The sequence below is a fragment of the Methanobacterium veterum genome, from assembly GCF_000745485.1.
GTDB lineage: Archaea > Methanobacteriota > Methanobacteria > Methanobacteriales > Methanobacteriaceae > Methanobacterium_D > Methanobacterium_D veterum.
In genome coordinates this window covers 185,245-204,547 of the sequence record NZ_KN050693.1, presented here as the reverse complement: position 1 = coordinate 204,547, position 19,303 = coordinate 185,245, and the positions used below count along the sequence as shown (strand labels likewise).

21 protein-coding genes are annotated in these 19,303 nt (G+C 33.8%); 5 read left to right on the top strand and 16 right to left on the bottom strand.

The window, feature by feature from the left end:
- Positions 1–6: 6 nt before the first annotated feature.
- Entirely contained in the window at positions 7–1,893 is a 1,887-nt protein-coding gene (locus EJ01_RS11200) for a glycoside hydrolase family 15 protein (RefSeq protein ID WP_048082904.1), read from the top strand.
- Positions 1,894–1,972: 79 nt separating this feature from the next.
- Here EJ01_RS11200 and EJ01_RS11195 read toward each other — a convergent pair whose 3' ends face one another.
- The 6 genes from EJ01_RS11195 to EJ01_RS11170 form a co-directional block, all read right to left on the bottom strand.
- Positions 1,973–2,242 (bottom strand): elongation factor 1-beta, encoded by a 270-nt coding sequence (locus tag EJ01_RS11195; protein ID WP_048082905.1) that lies wholly within the window; start codon positions 2,240–2,242, stop codon positions 1,973–1,975.
- Positions 2,243–2,341: 99 nt separating this feature from the next.
- The gene (locus tag EJ01_RS11190; protein ID WP_048082906.1) at positions 2,342–2,503 is read right to left on the bottom strand and encodes a zinc finger domain-containing protein; all 162 of its coding nucleotides are present in this window, start codon (positions 2,501–2,503) and stop codon (positions 2,342–2,344) included.
- A 40-nt stretch (positions 2,504–2,543) separates the two neighbouring features.
- A complete protein-coding gene (locus EJ01_RS11185) occupies positions 2,544–3,197 on the bottom strand; it encodes an amino acid kinase family protein (RefSeq protein ID WP_048082907.1) in 654 nt (217 codons plus the stop codon).
- Positions 3,198–3,321: 124 nt separating this feature from the next.
- Positions 3,322–3,660, bottom strand: a complete 339-nt coding sequence (pth2, locus tag EJ01_RS11180) for an aminoacyl-tRNA hydrolase (protein WP_048082908.1) — start codon at positions 3,658–3,660, stop codon at positions 3,322–3,324.
- A gap of 520 nt (positions 3,661–4,180) precedes the next feature.
- Positions 4,181–4,702, bottom strand: coding sequence for a hypothetical protein (locus EJ01_RS11175; protein ID WP_048082909.1), 522 nt, complete (start codon positions 4,700–4,702; stop codon positions 4,181–4,183).
- A gap of 312 nt (positions 4,703–5,014) precedes the next feature.
- A complete protein-coding gene (locus tag EJ01_RS11170; RefSeq protein WP_048082910.1) occupies positions 5,015–5,542 on the bottom strand; it encodes a PsbP-related protein in 528 nt (175 codons plus the stop codon).
- A 339-nt stretch (positions 5,543–5,881) separates the two neighbouring features.
- Between EJ01_RS11170 and EJ01_RS11165 the strand changes: the two genes are divergently transcribed.
- Together EJ01_RS11165 and EJ01_RS11160 are read left to right on the top strand one after the other, a co-directional pair.
- Positions 5,882–6,244, top strand: a complete 363-nt coding sequence (locus tag EJ01_RS11165; protein ID WP_052376108.1) for a hypothetical protein — start codon at positions 5,882–5,884, stop codon at positions 6,242–6,244.
- A gap of 7 nt (positions 6,245–6,251) precedes the next feature.
- Entirely contained in the window at positions 6,252–6,686 is a 435-nt protein-coding gene (locus tag EJ01_RS11160; protein WP_052376106.1) for a hypothetical protein, read from the top strand.
- Positions 6,687–6,699: 13 nt separating this feature from the next.
- On the opposite strand, the gene EJ01_RS11155 is transcribed toward EJ01_RS11160, so the two are convergent.
- The 8 genes from EJ01_RS11155 to ercA form a co-directional block, all read right to left on the bottom strand.
- Positions 6,700–7,155 (bottom strand): response regulator, encoded by a 456-nt coding sequence (locus EJ01_RS11155; RefSeq protein ID WP_211251463.1) that lies wholly within the window; start codon positions 7,153–7,155, stop codon positions 6,700–6,702.
- A 361-nt stretch (positions 7,156–7,516) separates the two neighbouring features.
- A complete protein-coding gene (locus EJ01_RS11150) occupies positions 7,517–8,131 on the bottom strand; it encodes a hypothetical protein (protein WP_157203590.1) in 615 nt (204 codons plus the stop codon).
- Positions 8,132–8,559: 428 nt separating this feature from the next.
- The gene (locus tag EJ01_RS11145) at positions 8,560–9,279 is read right to left on the bottom strand and encodes a methyltransferase family protein (RefSeq protein WP_052376104.1); all 720 of its coding nucleotides are present in this window, start codon (positions 9,277–9,279) and stop codon (positions 8,560–8,562) included.
- Between the two features lie 269 nt (positions 9,280–9,548).
- Positions 9,549–10,250 carry a methyltransferase family protein gene (locus EJ01_RS11140; RefSeq protein ID WP_048082912.1) on the bottom strand — a complete coding sequence of 234 codons (702 nt, stop codon included), beginning with the start codon at positions 10,248–10,250 and terminating at the stop codon, positions 9,549–9,551.
- A 192-nt stretch (positions 10,251–10,442) separates the two neighbouring features.
- Complete coding sequence (locus EJ01_RS11135; protein WP_048082913.1) at positions 10,443–11,654, bottom strand: YcaO-related McrA-glycine thioamidation protein; 1,212 nt, start codon at positions 11,652–11,654, stop codon at positions 10,443–10,445.
- Between the two features lie 105 nt (positions 11,655–11,759).
- Positions 11,760–12,362, bottom strand: a complete 603-nt coding sequence (locus EJ01_RS11130; RefSeq protein ID WP_048083042.1) for a zinc metalloprotease — start codon at positions 12,360–12,362, stop codon at positions 11,760–11,762.
- Between the two features lie 132 nt (positions 12,363–12,494).
- Complete coding sequence (locus EJ01_RS11125) at positions 12,495–14,000, bottom strand: sensor histidine kinase (protein ID WP_052376102.1); 1,506 nt, start codon at positions 13,998–14,000, stop codon at positions 12,495–12,497.
- A 345-nt stretch (positions 14,001–14,345) separates the two neighbouring features.
- Positions 14,346–15,509 carry an alcohol dehydrogenase-like regulatory protein ErcA gene (ercA, locus tag EJ01_RS11120; RefSeq protein WP_048082914.1) on the bottom strand — a complete coding sequence of 388 codons (1,164 nt, stop codon included), beginning with the start codon at positions 15,507–15,509 and terminating at the stop codon, positions 14,346–14,348.
- A gap of 320 nt (positions 15,510–15,829) precedes the next feature.
- Between ercA and EJ01_RS11115 the strand changes: the two genes are divergently transcribed.
- Positions 15,830–16,282, top strand: a complete 453-nt coding sequence (locus tag EJ01_RS11115; RefSeq protein ID WP_048082915.1) for an HIT family protein — start codon at positions 15,830–15,832, stop codon at positions 16,280–16,282.
- Positions 16,283–16,381: 99 nt separating this feature from the next.
- Positions 16,382–17,377 (top strand): M24 family metallopeptidase, encoded by a 996-nt coding sequence (locus tag EJ01_RS11110; protein ID WP_048082916.1) that lies wholly within the window; start codon positions 16,382–16,384, stop codon positions 17,375–17,377.
- Between the two features lie 42 nt (positions 17,378–17,419).
- Here EJ01_RS11110 and EJ01_RS11105 read toward each other — a convergent pair whose 3' ends face one another.
- Both EJ01_RS11105 and EJ01_RS17560 read right to left on the bottom strand, forming a co-directional pair.
- Positions 17,420–17,923: a tetratricopeptide repeat protein gene (locus EJ01_RS11105; RefSeq protein ID WP_048082917.1), complete on the bottom strand. Its 504-nt coding sequence runs from the start codon at positions 17,921–17,923 to the stop codon at positions 17,420–17,422.
- A 60-nt stretch (positions 17,924–17,983) separates the two neighbouring features.
- Positions 17,984–19,303: Ig-like domain-containing protein (locus EJ01_RS17560; protein ID WP_048192882.1), on the bottom strand; the 1,320-nt coding region annotated here is incomplete at its 5' end.

The window sequence follows — 19,303 nt, the reverse complement described above, 5'->3', positions numbered from 1 at the left end:
TCTACCATGGAAAATAAATTTAAAGATATTGAAAATTACGGCATTATAGGAAACCTTGAAACATGTGCCCTTATTGGTAGTGATGGATCTATAGATTGGATGTGTCTCCCCTACCTGGAATCGCCTTCAATTTTTGCAGCAATTTTAGATAACAAACGAGGAGGACATTTTGCTATTCAGCCTGTCTCAAAATTCAGCTCATTTCAGGTTTATATTAAAGAAACCAATATCCTTCAAACCACATTCAATACTCCCTTTGGAATGGTTACAATAACTGATTTTATGCCCGTCAATCTTTATGACGGGACTAAACACCATAGAACTCTTTATCGGAAAGTTAAGTGCATTGAAGGGCATATTCGGCTTGAATTAAGTTTCAAGCCACGTTTTAATTATGCCAAGGATGTTCCTGATTTCAAGTTAATAGAAGGAGGGGCACTATGCAGTTTTGAGGATAATGAGCTATTTTTAAATACAGTTGTTCCACTCAAAATCAAAGAGGATGAAATAACAAGCCAGTTCAACATGAGAAAGGACATGGAAATATGGTTTGTCCTTCAATATAACCAGCAGGATCATTATTCTCCAGAGTATCCTCCAGATTATGATAAGTTTAATAAAAAATTAGATTCCCTGCAGAAATACTGGCAAAACTGGACTTACAAATGCCAAAAAATCTGTATCCTTGAAGATATCTGGCATGATATCATTGCCCGCTCTGGTTTAGTACTTAAATTACTGGCAAATCCAGAGAGCGGGGCAATTGCAGCTGCTGCCACAACTTCTCTCCCAGAATGTACAGGAGGAGTAAGAAATTGGGACTACCGTTATGCATGGATTAGGGATTCAGCGTATACTATACAGGCACTTTTCCACCTTGAACATGTACAGGAATCCCAGGATTACATGAGATGGATTAACAGCATTATAAAACAGGACACTCATCCTTCAGATATCCGCATAATGTACCCACTCCATAAAGACGAGGCCGTTGAAGAACAGATGCTGGAATATCTTTCAGGTTACAAACAATCAAGCCCGGTTAGGATAGGAAATGCTGCAGTTAACCAAAAACAGCTCGATATTTATGGGGAACTAATAAATGCCATTTATGATACCACCCGTTATGGGAAGGATATTTCAGATAAAACATGGGAATTTATAAAAAATTTTGTTGACTATATCTGCGAAGTCTGGAACACTAAAGACCGCGGGATATGGGAAATAAGGGGCGAAGCCCAACATTATGTGCATTCAAAACTTATGTGCTGGGTAGCTGTTGATCGGGGGATTAAAATAGCAAAATTTAAGAAGACTGAGACTTCCTGCAACTGGGAAGAAACAAAAAATGAGATAGAAACTGCAATACTGGAAAAAGGTTTTAATAAAGAATTAAACAGTTTTGTTCAATCATTTGATTCAAATGCCATCGATGCAACAACACTGCTCATTCCAAGAATGGGACTGCTGCCCTATGACGATCCACGAGTTCATGGCACTATTGAAGCTGTCATGAAAAATTTAATGACTGAAAAAGGTCTTGTCTACCGCTACAAAAATGAAGACGGACTTCCCGGAGATGAAGGCTGCTTTTTACTTTGTTCTTTTTGGCTTGTAGATTCTCTTGCCCTCTCTGGAAGGTTAGATGAAGCTATAAGTATATTCGTTAATGTACTCCAGTTAATGAGCCCTTTAGGCCTTCTGGCTGAAGAAATAGATCCCAAAACCGGTAAATTGCTCGGAAATTTCCCTCAAGCGTTCAGCCACATAGGTCTAGTTAACAGCGCATTATATATAGGAATAGCCAGAGGTAGAAAACATAAAGGACCTAAACCTCAAGGATTCAAACACAGCGTGCCGTATAAAGAAGAAAAATTCAAAATAAAGAAATAGAATCAATGTTCAATAATGAATTAGAAATTAGAATTAAAACAAATTATAATCTAAATAAAAAAAAATAGAGAGATTAAAATTACATTAATCTTCTAGTATCAGTAACTTCTATACTGTTAACTCCGCTTAGTTTAGCGAGGTTTTCTTCAACCTTTTCAGTTCCCCCTTCCTGGTCTTCTACAATGACCATAACGTTGAGGGCTACAAGACCAAACGCAATTGGTTCTTCGTCTATTTTATGAAGTTCTGCGCCTTCAGGAATTGATGTTTGAATATCTGATTTCAGTTGTTCTAAATCAATTTCAGGACTTTCTGGCATTAATTTTATTGTTGCTACTACTTCTCCCATTTAAATCACCAATATAAAATTTTGATTGGTTGTCAAAATAAGTTATCTTAATCAACCAATTAAAAATAGTTTAATTCATATATTATTTATTTAAAATACTTAAGGACCTGTAAATCCACATTTGCAGGTATAAAGGTGCCCAAATGTTCGGCACTTTTGACATCTGTAGAGTACTTCGTCACATTCTGGACATTTGAATTTTACACATGTTTCTACAGGGGATATTTCTTGTTTACATGATACACATTCTGCTTTTGCCATTTAATTAACCTCCAACAGTCTTAATTTTGGATTAAAAAACCTATAGTTTCTTTTCACCACGAATAAACGTACATTTAGAATTCTTACCTTCAATTAGAGAAATAGCTCTCTTGGGAAACTTTCCATTAACAACATAACAATCCAAGTTATATTCAAGTAAAAGCTCAGGTAAGTTTACATCAACTGATGTTTCACTAAAATTCAGTAGTTTTTTTGCATTTATACTTTTTAAAAGTTTCGCACCATCTATAGATGGGTTGACATCATATATACCATCTACATTTGTTACTATTAATATTTTGCTTTTGAGGAGCCATGCTATATAAACTGATAGGGAATCCGATGTCACATCCCATGAGTGTTCAAGCGGATCAAGATACTCAAATAATCGCGAAGGCAGCAATATAGGGAGCATTCCATCATCTATAACCTTTTTTGCATCTTCCATAGAATAAACTGCCTCTGCACCATCTATTTTATCTGCAACAAGCATTCCAAGAATGTCCATGCATAAAATAGCAGTTTTATGGGCAGCTGTATCTGAGAATTTAATATCTGCATCATATTCCCTTAGTTTATTTGCAAGATCGCCTCCACCGCAGATAACTATGGCATTTTTGCCCACGAGTGCTCTGCAGAACTCTATAGCATCATCTGGAAATAAACTTCCACCAACTTTAACTACCCATTCCATGTAATCACACTTTTGCCCAACTTAAAGTTGAGAAAAATCTACGATTTTTCGAACATTAAATCTGTCAAATTCTTTGACAGATTTAAAGTTGAGGAAATACACAGTATTTCCGAACCTTAAAATTTTAAAGCAATTTCAAATCATGAGTTATTTTATCTATCTTTTCATCGTCATCAGGCCCAATACCCAGACATGTCACTGTACCGCTTGGCAGTTCAGTTCTTCCAGCATCCTGAACAAGATAATAAGGGACATCAGAGCGTTTTACTATTTCATATATTTCATAAAGTTCCTTTAAGTCTTTAACTTTAACTACAACTTTCTTTTCGCCGCCTAATTCCCATTTCATAATTTTTCTTTTGTCTGCCCTCTTGAAGGCACCTAAACTTGCATGACAGGATTGGGCTGCAATCTTTCCTTTACCCATCTTTAAATCTGTTCTTATAACCATGACCTGTTTCATATTTTCACCGAATTCAAAAATAAGAATTTTTACGTTGTTTAATTATGATCTAATAAAATTGATATATTATATGTTTAATAATATATGATAAAAGTCTTCTCATGCGAAGTATTGTGCAAATATTATCATTTAAATTATTATGTAATTTTTGATTAAATAAATGGAATTTTTAAAATAAGTTCAACTTAAAATTAACAAGCAATGAAGTATAACCCACGCACATGGAAATGAGCGAAAGTCTTTTTGAAATTTAGATATTAAAATAAAAAGAAAAGAAACCCTACAGAAATTCAATGAATTTCTGTGGCCGTCGAACACGAAGCCCTCAAAATCTATGATTTTGGGGCCTGCAAATCTTCGATTTGCGGTTCAGGAAATCGAAGATTTCCTTCAACGTCAAAATTGAAAATTTTGACAGTGTTCGGTGCGTCAAAATCAAATGATTTTGACAGTATTCGGTGCCCTAGGAAACTATGTTTCCTGGGCCCCGAAAATCATAAATTTTCGAAGAAAAGAAAAATTACTGTACTTTAAAAGTTTTCAGTACCATATTATAATTGGTTTGTTGGCTATCGAAATCTTCTGGTTGTGAATTGAAAACAATGTAATAAATCTTATTATTTTTCTTAAATAGAGTCATTACCTGTTTAGTATCATTTCCTGAAGATCCACTTCCACTGAAAATTATCTGATGGGCCTTTACCCCGTTTACTGTTGTTGTATTCTCTGATAAAATGGCATAACCCATTTTTTTAATACTTGCCTTGTTTAAATTTACAAAATCAGTCAATGATTGAGATGAAGAAGGAGTACTTTGTATCAAAACACCTGTCTGTCCACTATCATCACTAACAGCTACAATTGCAGAAGCAGAACCGCTGGTGAGATTAATTTGATCTGATGATAATTCACTCCAGGCACCAGGATAATTAAAATAAATACCACTTGAGTTATACGTCTTGTTTTGAGTTTCTGATGTACAACCAGATGCAAAAACCACAAGGGCCAAAATAGATATTACTAAAATCGCATATTTTCTCATTGAATCCCCCATTTCATTTATAAAAATCGTTATTATTCTTATTTATTTATATACTTAACCTTAAAACGAGTATCATGTATTAAAGTATCATATAAGATTATACATATATTATACTATTTTAAACAGGAAATATAAAAAATCTGCAGGCTATTAGCCGTCTAAACTACATTTAAAAGATACTGCTTGAAATATTAAATTCAAAAAGAATTTTAAGATTTACTTACTAAAAAATCCCATATAAAATAAAATCCTAATTATCGAATCAACCAAAACCTAAAAAATAATAACGAATTTTAAAAAGATAAAAAGAGATTATTGAATCTTGAAAGAGTTTATGACTATGTTAAAGTTTGATTGTTGGCCATCAAAGTCACCAATTAATGCCCCGCAGAGTATAACATAGGCATTGCCATTTTTTTCAAGCCAGACAACCCGTTCTTCCTTTAAAACCCCATTTACCATAATTTTGTGGACGTTCTCATAACCAGTCAAACCATTTACTTTAATAGTTTTATTAGAAATAGTCTGAAAAGTTGAATCCTGAGCATATTGAGCATATGTATCATCATAAAACTGTTTTAATGTAGAGTTAGAAGATATTGGTACTTTTTGAACTATTACAAGTGTATTTACACTGTTTGTTGGTTTATCTACCGAATCTGGATCTCCAACTCCCACAAGCGCATCCTGTGTTTTAATATTTGAAATTTCCTGCCAGCTACTAGAATAATTAAAGGATATTCCCTTAAAATTATAGGTATTATTACCCTGACTTGTACAACCCGAAGAAAAAACTACAACTGCCAAAACCGCCATTAGAAGAACTGCATATTTTTTCATTAAATCCCCCCATATTAATTATATAAGTATGCATTTACTCCAATTACATATAAACCTATTTTAAACCATTTAAATTGTATTAAAATAGAAAATAGCAATGTGATCATTATTTGAAATAAGAAGAGGCCTTTAAAATTAGAGCTAATTCACCCATTTAGGGGTATGCCAGATAAACAAATATTTTTAATGCCCATATTTTTACTCAAAATTTGAATAATCATCCTATTATATCCCTAATTTTAATAAAAATTCCTAAAAGCAAACATATTTCATAAAAAGCATGAAAATATTAATAAAAATTCAATTAGAGTTAATTTACTGTTATAAAAGTACCGCATTATGCCTTTAAATAAAAGTTTATACCGGTTTTTTAACATACCTATTATAATGTCATATGAATTCGTTCCAGTTTCACTTATAATTATAATTTTGTATGCAATATCATACCTGCTCTATAAAGAAGATGTAATTACAGAGGCGATGCACGCCAAAATATGGAATATAGCGATTTTTATAATAGGTTTAATTCTGGCCGTAATTGGGCTCTTAATTAGTATATTTGCAGAATATGGGATGAGCATCGCTTTAAACGCTCTCCTCGTTTTTTGGCATGTAGAAATTGGTATAGTCCTATTTATAATAGCTCTGTTCCACATTTATCTTCACAGGGACAGGTTTAAAAAAATCACTCTGAGGATATAGTGATACAATGAAAAAAATGTTGATAATTTTACTCATAATTGCTTTTTTAACTCCAGCAACAGCTTATGCTCAAAATAGTGATCAGTCAAGCAGTCAAGGAGACGTCAGCGGCGGCGAAGCCTATAATCCCGACTACAATGTTTTACCGATAGCATTAGCACTAATTATGCTATATTTAATAAGTTACCTTTTATATGACAGTAAAATTTTAAGAAAAGTCCGGTACAAGCAAATATGGAGCATTGTACTTGTTGGGAGCATGTTAATTTCAGGAATCACAGGGATAATACTGGTACTTATAACCGATTACGGGGTGCGGTTTAACCTCAATTTCAATTTACTTTTCTGGCATGTAGAAACAGGCATAATAATGGCCGTTGTATTATTCTTCCACATTCATATTCACCGGAACAAGTTTAAAAGAATTCTAAAGGCCAGATGATACTAATAAAAATCTAAATCTTTGGTAATTCTGCCATGTTAAACCAGAAACTTTTAATTGAATTCATTGTATTTGCAAATTCATCAAAATCAAGAGGTTTAGTGATGTAACAGTTTGCATGATTGTTATAACACTCATTTATGTCTTCTTCTGCCGTTGAAGTTGTAAGAATTACCACAGGTATTCTCTTTAATTCATCATCACTTTTAATTTCTTTTAAAACTTCACGGCCGCTCATTTTCGGTAAATTTAGGTCTAAAATTACAAATGTAGATTTACACTCCCCATTATATTTACAGTTTAAATACAGAAATTCCATGGCTTCTTTTCCATCACGTACGATGTGCAAAACTGCATTTATACTAATCTCCTTTAAAAATTCTTCTATTAATCGGGCGTCTGCAATATTATCCTCAACTAATAAAACAGAGAGTGAACTAATAGATTTAGAGTCCAAATTATCCGTCATTTTATTACCTATTACCCTTTATAATAAAACCCACAATAGAACTGAACTATATTATTATTAATTTAATAATATTTAAACTTACTTAAAAATCTTTGAATTTTATATATAAATTTTTTAATGTTTATTAAGCACTTAACACCTTTTTTATAAGTAAAAACATACTAAAAACCCATATTTTATTTAATTTTATAATTGATGAATTCTTAAATCCGCAAATTGTTAATTATATCCCATATAATCCAAAAAAGTAGTGAAATAATTTAGAATATACTAATTTCAACAAAATTAAAATCATTAATTATCCTTGCCCAATATATCCAACTAAAAAAATAAATAGAGGTATAATCCCCGTTAAAATAAATCACATCTTGGTAACGTTAATTTTTATTCCCATATCTTGAATTCTACCAGGTAACTGACTCATACCATTAGTACTGCCATTTAAGCGCGTTATTTCATGTTCAATATAGATCCTATCTGTTTTATTTGATATGAAAATACCTATCTGAAATGACTTGCCTACACCTTTAAATCCATTTATACTGGGTATATAATAGTATTCCCATGATCCATCTGCTGAATGAGCATTATTTAATTTAATTACAGGCACTATTTCAGGATAGTACTTTTTAGTCATTGAGGGAACTGTATACAACCATATATCCTTATTTTCAGGGATGTTTTCAAATGAACCATATATTACAAACTGTGAATTCACAGATGATCCTGTACCCGGGTTAATAACGCTTACTCCTACTTTATTTAGTTCTTCAATATTTAAAAATCCAAATCCAATAGAACATAGAACTATAATCCAAATAATACCAAGATATATCCCTTGATCCTTCCATGTATCTTTTAGAAACACCATACTGCCTATGGCAATGGAAACTATCAAGATCATCATAAAATAGGAGAACTGTACCGATTGATCAAAACCATTTAAAATTCTTACATAAAAAGTGACGAGGATCACTAGAAGAATTACCATCATGGATATAAACAATTTCGTAACGTTTACAGATTTTTTAAAATCATTTTCAGTTTCTGCGGACTCGTTTCTAGATGAAATAAAATCCCCACTTAAACTGTGTATCCATCATATAAGGTATTACTTTTTATTCCCATATATGCAGTTATTCTCCATTTTCATCTATATTTTTAGTATTTATTAGCAACAAACAAAAAATTTAAGTATTAATTTCAAAATGCATCATTAAACATTCAAAATAAGTTTATAAATTCATTTAATCCATATAACGCCCATGCCCTGGGATTGTATAAATAATGTAATTATATAAGCGTATCTGTAATAAACTACAATTTTTTTAATTCATATATTCAAATTAGATTTAAAGAAAGCATAATTCATACACATAATCGTTAAAAAAAATAATTTGAGACTTACCATAAAAATGGAATAAGCCTGCTTTTTACTTTATTCTGGTAGTCAGAGTATCCTTCCAGATCTTCAACCAGCATCTTTTCTTCCCCAACGATCCTCACTGCAATGATAAAGAGCATCACTACTCCAAGTATAAGTCCATATTTAGAGCCTAAGAGAAGTGGGGTCCCTATAAAGAACAGCGCATCTCCCAAATATAAAGGGTGCCTTACAAACCCATAAACTCCAGTTGAAACTACCTTCTGCTTTCGTTCTGTTTGTATTCTAACTAATGGGGATAAGAAAGTGTTGTCTGTATATGCCCTGTATGAGAAGAAGAATGATATTACAAGTAAGATTCCACCAACAACCTGCAGCCATACTGGGAAGTTAGTGGTCCATGCAAATCTTTGAGCATCCAGCGGCATGATTAAAAACCATGTTATAAAGATCGCTCCAATTATGTACATGAGATATTTATCCCATCCCTTCTGATTACCTGTTCCAGGTTTCATAGATCTTTCTTTAAGTAATTCAGGGTCTTTGCGATGTAAATAAATGTTTCGGGCCAGGGTAAGTCCAATAAACCACAGAGCAAATATCCAACCTCCAATCCAGAACCAGTTTCCTGAAAGGAAAAGAATAAATGCGAACCATATGCAAAGAGAAATAGTTTGCGTTATAATTTCTTTTTTTCCCTCATCTACTGTAAAGCCCTCATAATTCTTTTCAGTATCCACTAAAACGTCTCCATATCAATTTTATAGCCTTTTATTCAAATTTTCAGACTATCAATTTTTAATACTCATTATAGTATTTATTAATACATCGTTAAATATTTTTTCATAAGTTAATAAACACGCCTGTGATTATAGAAATAGATATATAAAATCAGAATTTGTTTAGGGGTTTTTAAGTGTATTAACTATTTATCTAATAATTAAACTCAAAAGAAATTGTTTAAAAAAAATCATTTTTAAATATTCAAAATAAAAAATTAATACTTTTACTACCAAACAAAAGGAATTAACCTGTATTTAACCTTCTTTTTGTAATCTTCATAACCTTCTAATTCTCCAATTAGCGCCTTTTCTTCTCCAATTATTCTTACCACAATAAAAATTCCCATTAATATACCCAGCAAAAGCCCATATTTAGAGCCCAAAAGTAAGGGCGCCCCTATTAAATATGTTATTCCCCCAAGATACATTGGATGCCTTACAAACCCATAAACACCTGTTGAAACAACCTGCTGTTTCCGATCTTTTTGTATTCTAACTTCAGCCGATGCATAGGGATTATCAGCCAGAGCCCGAAATGTAAAGTAAAACCCAATTAATAATAAGATTCCCCCAATAACCTCCAGCCACAATGGGAAGTTAATGGTCCATAAATATCTTTTAGCATCTAAAGGCATGATTACAAACCAGATCATAAACAGGATTAAAAATATAAAAAGCCAGTATTTATCCCATCCCTTTTCTCCGCCTGTTCCGGGCTTTCTAAGTCTTTCAAGAAGTAATTCCGGATCTTTAAAATACAGATAAATAACAGTTGAAAAACCCAGCACAATATACCATATATTAAAAAACCATCCTTGAATCCAGAACCAGTCCCCCGCAAGAACAAGAAGCAGTACTGGAAGTAAAACGATCCATACAACTGAAAATATTATTTGACCAGAACTGATTTTGCTGTTTTGGGCTGCCATCTAAACATACCTCAAATTAAAAATCAAATAAGTACAACAGTTTACTATTAAGTAATATAAACTAAATATTTTTTCATATATCCCGCCGATGATAAATAAAAAAGGAGCAAATTTTAGATAAAAAATCGTTTAAATTTTTATAATAATAAATTTTAAAGCATAAAATAAGGAATAAAGCCAGTAAATGCCATTTTAACTGGCTTTTGCCCTTTGCCTGAGCCTCTTTCCAACCCGAGTAGTATCAATAGAATAAACTTCCAAACCCGGAATTATAACCCTTACAACAGGAATTTCAATTTCTTCTCGGGTAAGGTCCACAAATAGAACATCTTTAAACCCTACTTTTTCTAAAAGATTCATGGACGTTTCAATATCTTCCTTGAAAGATTTTCCAGCATGGTTTTTGATCTCATTCAAATCAATAACTTCTTCAGATTCACCGAACCAGTGCTTATTCATCCGTTTCATCCGCTCATAGCCCGCTTTTCTCATGAAAACTGCCCTAGTGGTGTCTTCTCTTGTACCGTGAATCTGGGTGGCGCGGCTCTGGGCCACTTCAGTCAACGCCCTCATAGCTGCTATTTCAGGGTCTAAATGGGTTCCAACACCAAGTGTGAGTAATGCAGGGTCTTTTAAAACAGTATCATCTGAAACTGCCGCGATTGTGGCCGCTTCAATATCAGATGTTAAATTTACAAGCTTAACATCCACTCCCTCTTTTCTGAATTTGTCCAGGAGTTCCTTGATAAGGGGATTTTCGATGGATTCAAGGTCTATTTCAACCGCCTTTTTTCGCTTAGTTTCAAATATGCTCCATGCATCCCTTTCAATAACTTCCATCATACCATGAAATATAGCTTCTTCTACCCTATTTCCAGATGCAAGTCCATTTGTATTTGATTTAAATAGGCTGGTGTCATTCGAAGTGACATACGGGTGAAATACAGAATTAGCCGGCACCAGATATTCTTTATCGTCCCTTATATTTACTGACTTTACCCAGTTCAATTCTTTTTCCCGCAGATCAAAGGGTAAATTAGGCAGTATAAGTGATTCAGGATCCATGCACCCATCCATTTCTCCAAAACATGCTGAAATTAAATTATTTTTTATGTCATCTTCTGAGAGCTCTGCAGAATATCTCTCAAAAGCTTCCATCATGGCTGATGCTTTAGCCTGATCTTTTGTAGCCCCTTTTCCAGCGTAAATACTTACAGCGCCCTCTGCAGCAGACGGCCTTATTGCAGAATAAACAGGTATCCCAATTCTATCAAGGTGAGTTATTTCAGCCACCCTTGTTACCCCTGCAGCTTTTAATTTACCTTTTACCCAGTTTATAGTTTCTTCTGGAGGCATTGCCCTGTGTGTACATCCGAAATATTTTACTGGAACTTCTTTAAACATAACATCACTTGAAACAGTTCATATTCAAAATTTTATTTTATCTAAGATTCATTAGGTGTTTCCATATCCTTGAAATATTTGCTGTTTTATAATATTAAAAATTATTTAAAGCATGCTGAAGATATTGACACCAAATAATGAATAGGCCAGCAGTATTAACGCCAGTACCATTGAAGCTATCCATATTAAAGGATTCCACCTGAAAATTTTAGCTCCGTCAAGTACAACGAGGGGTATTAAATTGAAAACTGCTAAAAAGCTGTTTATTGTAGCCCCTAAAACAGCCAGCCCTAAAAGATTATATTGTGCAGCTAAAGGCATTGCCATTAAAAACAGCACAGCCAGTATTATATTAGTAGCAGGTCCTGCAAGGGATATTATACCATTTTCCGATTTTTTGATATTATATCCGTGGATATAAACTGCCCCTGGCGCTGCAAATACAAATCCAAAGTATGATGTAATTAAAGCTAAAATTAAACCCTGGAACCACATCTTATATTCTGCCCAGTAGCCGTATCTTATAGCCGTGAATTTATGAGCTAATTCATGCAGCACAAATCCAAACCCAACTACAACCACCATATACCCAAAGTTAGCGATTGTAGCGTCTAGATCGCGTCCATTTATTATGTAATCAAATGCAAGTGATATAACAAGCAGTGAAATTATAATATCTCTGATCTCTCTTGCTGTGAATTTTACCATATTTACTGAATGTAATTTAATATATAAAATACTTTCTACTGCGTCCAAAATTTAATATTTTTACCTTAAATTGAAAATAACGTTTAAATTCTTAAAAAATAGAGACAATATCACCTTAATTAAAATATTTGCTTAAATCCTTTCTTTATACGCTAATTTTGTAAACTCTATTTTAAAAGAAGTTCCATCACATTTATCAAGTGCGATAACACCATTAATCTGGCTGACTAAAATATTGACCAACCTTAACCCCAGTGTTTCTGTATTCTGGAAATCTAAGCCTTCAGGGAACCCAACACCATCATCACTAATTGTAAGTACACATTTTTCCTGATCTAACTGAAGATCCACGCTGATTTTGCCTTTTCTACCATCAGGGAAAGCATATTTTAAGCTGTTGGATATGAGCTCGTTTATAATTAACCCGCATGGAATTGATGTGTCAATATCAAATAGAACACCTTCAAAATTTATGGAAAGTTTTACAGCACTTTGATCAATGGAGTAGGAGCGGAACAGGTGAAAAGTTAGACTCCTTATATATTCTGCAAAGTCTATCTTTGTCAGATCCTCGGACTGATACAATTTTTCGTGGATAAGTGCCATCGATTTAATCCTGTTTTGACTTTCCTTAAATACACCCCGAGCATTTTCATCTTCAATATATCTTGATTGGAGGTTCAAAAGAGAACTTATTATCTGCAGGTTATTTTTAACCCTGTGGTGGATTTCCTTTAAAAGTACCTCTTTTTCGTTTAAGGATTGTTTAATCTGCTTTTCATAGGTTTTACGCTTTGTAATATTATGCAAAATTACCTGGATTGAAGTATCACCCCTGCTTTTTTCCAACAGTGAAAGATGCGCCTCCATCCAGCAAATTTGACCATTTATATCAATTACCTTAAACTCAAAGGGTTCAACAAATTCTCCATTCATTAATTCCTGACCAATTTCTATAAAATCTCTAATATCTTCTTCAGACAGCACACCCAATTCCAAAATGGATTTACCGATAAGATCTTCCCTAAATAAATTAATAAATGATTTAGTTGATTTGTTGATATCAATAATTTCCCCATCAGGAGTTATAAGTATAATAAAGTCTGGGGAATATTCAAATAATGCCCTATATTTCTCTTCACTCTGCATTAGTGCTCTTTCAGCTTCCATACGTTCAGTTATATCCCTTGCAACCATCACTACGTAAAAATTATTCCCAAATTCAACCAGACTTATGCTAATTTCTGCAGGTATTTCCTCCAGACTGCTTTTTAAAAACGTTGTAATAACGTTTCTTCTATCTGGAGTTCCCCTATTTTCCATTAAATCAGAGAATATTTTTTCCATCTGATTTACTTCCCATGGGATTATAAAATCATTTATGGACATATTAAGTATTTCACTTTGAGTATATCCAAGCTGATCCAGTGCAGATTTATTTACATCAGCAATTAAACATGAAGGCATTTCCAAAAGAAAAATAGCATCATTGCTTTGGTCTAAAAGAGCTTTAAAACGTTTTAATTCAGCTATTTGTTGTTGAAGTTCAGGGTAGTAACTTTTATGGACTGAACGTTCTCCCAGGCCAATTATCTTCTCACGCAGTGAATCCCAATTATCAGAAGCATTAGAGGGCATTTATATATCTCCATTATTTAAAAAATTAATTTCTGCATGTTTCATCATCGGTTCAAAGGACATTTGCATATCTCCCTTATTCAAAGAGTTAATTTCCGCATGTTTAATTATGAATTAAATGCACTGCAGCCAATTTAAGAGTTTAATCCATCGTCAAAGTTAATTTAAATATTTCCCATATTCCAAGAGTTAATTTTAATATTTAGTCGCGAATTTAGGTATTTAACTTGTATTTAAGCCTACGATCCAACGTGCATTTACATATCTCCTTTACTTAGAAAGTTATTTATAATAATATTTAATCATGGATTCGCGGCATTAATCTATTAAGCGTACAATCCAGAATTAAAGTGCATTTCTAAATATTTCCTCTATATCTTTCTGCTCTGGCCTACGGGGGTTAGTTACAATACATGAATCTTCCATTGCATTTTTTGAAAGTTGAGCAATATCACTCTCTTTAACTCCCATTTGTCTAAGGGTGTGATCAATTCCAATCGATTCTTTTAAATGCTTTAATTTATGTATAATTGCTGTCTTTTTCTCGATTTTAGTCATTCTGCTGAAATTAATTCCCATCGCTTCACCTATACGCTGATACCTTACAGGTTCTGCATCAAAATTGAAATCAACAACATGGTCTAAAAGAACTGCATTGCATTCTCCATGAGACAAGTCTAAGAAACCACCTAAACTATGTGCCATTGCATGGACAGCTCCCAGACTCGCATTTGAAAATGCCAGTCCTGCTTCCAAACTCCCAAGCATCATATTTCCACGCAGCCCAAGATCATTAGGATTATGAATTATTTTTGCTAAACTTGACCATATAAGGCGTATTGCATTTAAAGCATGAGTATCAGTAAGTGGAGAACTTGCATTGGAAACATAGGCCTCAATAGCGTGAGTTAACGCATCTAAACCCGTACAAGCTGTCAAATAGTTATCCATAGTTGTTGTGGTGATAGGATCAATCAAAGCAACATCTGGAACTACTGCTTTACTGATAATTGATATTTTTACTTTTCTTTTTTGATCCATAATTACTGCAAACTGTGAAACATCTGCTGATGATCCTGCAGTGGTGGGTATACAAATTAAAGGAGGTATAGGGTTATAAACTTTATCCACACCTTCAAATTCAAGTATGTTTTTATTATTAGAACTTACAATTCCAATGCCTTTAGCACAATCTAAAGTACTGCCGCCACCTAGTGCAACTATAGCATTGCATTCTTCATTTTTATACAGTTCAGACCCTTTTATTACATCATTTTCCTTTGAATTAGGCTTAACATCTTTATAAATTTCATATGGAAGCCCTTCACTTTCTAAAACAGGTAGTATTTCATCCAGCCATCCTGCATTGATAATTCCCGGATCTGAAACTATCAAAACCTTCTGGGCTCCGAAGTTTTTAGCGTATCTGCCAGCTAAAAGTCGAGCATCTAAACCAAATACAAGTTCCGGAGCAACAAATTTTCGAAGTTCCATATTTTGAATATCCATAATCTGCCTCTTTTAGCTTGATAATTACTTTAAATCCCTTAAGCTGCCCAAACAAACCATCAAATTAATTAATGCTTAACTAATCATTATTTTCTATAATTCTCTGTATTTTTTCACATATTTAAAAATTACATATGAAACTCCACAATTTATTAATAAATAGGATTATTTTAGCTATAAATTATAAAAAACAGCAGTTAATACTATAATAACGTCCAGACAGTCCATATTCATATAATTAAAGGGAAGAATTTAAATAAATATAAAGAGATAATTATTAATCTACATAAATTATTTTTAAGTTTAAAAAGGGTATAAAAATGGAAGTAAAATGTGAATACTGTCAAATACCTGGTGCTTATGGAAATTTAATTTATGAAACAGAACACTGGATGATTTTCCTTGCTCCAAGCCAGAGATTCCTTGGAACAGGAGTAGTTGTGCTTAAAAGACAGTGTAATAAATTAAGCGACCTGGAAAGTGATGAATGGGAGGAATTTAGGGAAATTGTAGAAAAATTAGAAATCACTTTAACCAAAACATTCAATCCAACACTTTTTAACTGGAGCTGCTTCATGAATAAAGCATACAGGGAGAATCCGCCTAATCCTGAAATTCACTGGCACTTCATACCGCGTTATGCCCACAAGGTAGAATTTGAAGGTATAACTTTTGAAGACCCTGATTTTGGATACATTCCCCAGCCGATAGAAAGGAAAGTACCTGAAGACATCATGGCAAAGCTTATGGACGCGATTAAAGGAAACTTATAACTTTAAAAAATTAACTCAGTTTCTGAAACCACGAAAATAAAGTCTGCGTAAGGAATATATAGCTTCCAAACCAAAAAACAACATTTTTGAGGAAAAATCATGAAAATAATCGACCAAATGCAGAAAGAAAACATAGATACACTACTTATCTTAAACCCAAATAATATAAACTATTTAGCAGGATTCATGCCCTCAGCAGCGTCAATTTTGGTGGTAAAAGATGAGCCTGTACTTTTAACCAACCAGATGGACATGGAAGATGCCATCTTAAATTCAAAAATCCCTGTTGAAGAGCTTAAACCACTAAAAGAACTTAAAGAATCATTAAATGGTGTCATTGGGCTTGAAAGCTCCATGAACATTCAAACATTTGAGAGGCTGAAAAAAGACGCCCCTTTTGAAACCAAAATCACAGGTATTGTTGAGCGAATGAGAAGTGTAAAAACAAATGAAGAACTGAAAAACATTGAAAAAGCACTTGAAATTGCAGAAAAAGCATTTAAAAGTACTGAATTTGATGACGGTAAAACCGAGAACGAAATTGGGGCTGAGATAGAGTATAACATGAGGCTCAACGGCGCCAAAAAAGCTTCTTTTGATACTATCGTCGCGTCAGGGAAACGTTCTTCACTCCCACATGCTGATGTGTCCATGAATAAACTGGAAAGACCCATAGTAATTGATTGGGGCGCCCTTTACAACAACTACTGTTCAGATACCACAAGGACCATTATAGAAACTGAAAGACATGAAGAAATATTCGATATAGTACTTGAAGCCCAGAAAAGTGCAATAGCTGCCATAAAACCCGGTGTTAAAGCCTGCGAAGTGGATAAAGCTGCAAGGGATGTGATTACCGAGTACGGCTACGGTGAATCATTTATACATTCAACCGGCCACAGCGTAGGCCTTGAAGTGCACGAAAGCCCGTCTTTATCTAAACGCGACGAGACAGTGATTGAAAAAGGTATGGTCCTAACTGTAGAACCTGGTATTTACCTGAAAGATGACTTCGGTGTGAGAATTGAGGACATGGTATACGTGACAAATAAGGGACGTGTTTTAAACAAGATTGATGCAAAAATAAATGTTTAAAGATGATTATTGCTAATTAAATACCCTTTTGAAATAAAGATATTATTTAATAACTTTTTCAACTTCTTTTTTCGCTTCCCTGGCAGGTTCAAAGTCAGGGTTTAATTCAAGGACCTTTTTATAACATTCCAATGCTTCACCGTACTGACAGAGCTGTTGATTGGTCTTGCCTTTATAATAATATATTTCTTCTACTGGGAGCATAGTGCTCCTTGACGGTTTTTTAATTAACCATTTATTTAATGCCTCTTTCTGCTTTTTATCCTCAAATTTGTATGAGAATAAGTACGCGAAGATATAACCCACTAAAAATATTATGAATAAAAAAAACAGCCAGATATAACGGAAATGAGACTGAAGAAGCACTGGTATAAATGTAATAACTGCAGCAATTCCACCCATTACGTATAAGCAAAACCGCACATTATTTGAAGTTTTCCTCTCTTTTTGATGGGATTCCTTCTTAATCGGATGTCCGCAGTAGTAGCATCTCGTTGATTTTGCACTTATCTTATTTCTGCAGTTAGGACAGTATATCCAACCCATTTTATCATCTCTAAAACTTTAATTTAATATTAAAATCCAGAACTAAAAATAAAAAAGAAATTAGTACCGGCCTGTTTTAAACCGGAACGTATACCCTGCAGCTAAACTGTTGCCTGCACTGTCTTTTACTGCAGATATCGGAATATAAACCTGATACCAGCTGTAGGCATATCTTTTCGAAGCCATTTTAATATAAAGGGTGTTTCCCAAAATTGATTTGCTGATTACAACTGTTTTTCCTGTCTTTAGGTTTTTAATGTAGATTTTAGACCAGTTAATACTTGATTTAATGTTTTCACTGAATTTGATTTTGATTGTGGCTGTTCTTGAAACCCCAACGGCACCTGCTTTTGGAGCAGTCAGAACCACCTTTGGAGCTGTTTTATCAATTGTATAAGTGCATGTTTTATGTGCAGAAGGGTTTCCTGCAGCATCAACTGCATAAAACTCAAGCTTGTTAGTTCCTGAATTATTTATGGATACCTTTCCTTTGCCTGTGAAAGTGTGCCAGGATCCTCTGTTTATCCTGTAGTAAATTTTTGCATTTGATTCGCTTGAAAGGGTTACATTAATACTGCCCGCTAATCCACCAGTTGGAGTTGCAGTTACTACAGGGGCTGTTTTATCGATTGTATAACGGTAAGTTGTATGTTGAGATGGATTACCTGCAGCATCCACCGCGTAGAATTCAAGCTCATTAGTACCCACACTACTTATTACAACTGTTCCGCTGCCTGTAAAAGTTTTCCATGAACCGCTGTTTACCCTATAATAAATTACAGCATTAGATTCACTTAAAAGATTTACACTAATGCTACTATTGGATAAGCCTTTTTTTGGGCTTGCATCCACTACAGGAGCTGTTTTATCAATTACATAACTGTACATTGTAGGATTTGAGGGATTACCTGCCGCATCAACAGCATACATTTCCAGATCGGTAATTCCTTCACCGCTTATTAAAACAGTTCCAGAACCTGTAAAAGTGCTCCATAAACCATTATTTACCTTATAATAAATAGTCGAATCCAGTTCACTTGAAATAAGAACACTAATTGAATTTTTAGACAAAGGAACACTTGAAGGTGTTACTGATACTGCCGGAGCGGTTTTATCAATTATATAAGTGCATGTTTTATGTGCAGAAGGGTTTCCTGCAGTATCTACCGCGTAAAACTCCAGACTGTTAATTCCTTCAGCATTTATAGATACTGCACCACTGCCAGTGAATGTATTCCACGAACCGCCGTTTAATCTATAGTGGATAGTTGAATCTGGTTCACTTGAAATAGCAACATTAATTGAATTTTTAGACAAAGAAACACTTGAAGGTGTTGCTGATACTGCTGGAGCTGTTTTATCAATTATATAAGTGTATGT